This is a genomic window from Marinomonas dokdonensis (genome assembly GCF_052747885.1).
In genome coordinates this window covers 667,362-667,598 of sequence record NZ_JBRAND010000002.1, presented here as the reverse complement: position 1 = coordinate 667,598, position 237 = coordinate 667,362, and the positions used below count along the sequence as shown (strand labels likewise).

Annotated in this window: 1 protein-coding gene; it reads right to left on the bottom strand. The window is 49.8% G+C overall.

Translation table 11 applies throughout. The features are described from left to right. The coding region (locus ACUM5Y_RS15625; protein WP_445976309.1) for a VCBS domain-containing protein at positions 1-237 on the bottom strand (237 nt) is incomplete at both ends.

Below are 237 nucleotides of genomic sequence, written 5' to 3'. Positions count from 1 at the left end.
GCCACTGGGCCGTCGTTTGTTCCAACAAGATTCAACGTGATGTCTTGTTGTGTCGTACCACCGTTGCCGTCAGATACCACAACCGATACGACAACTTCTGCTTCTTCGCCGACCGCAAGTTCAGCGTAAGCCTCATCGCTTGGATCGAAGCTCCATTCGCCTGTTTCAGGGTTTAGAGTGAAACCATCGATTTCTTCAACCAATTCGTATGAAAGCGTGTCTCCATCTACATCGGTG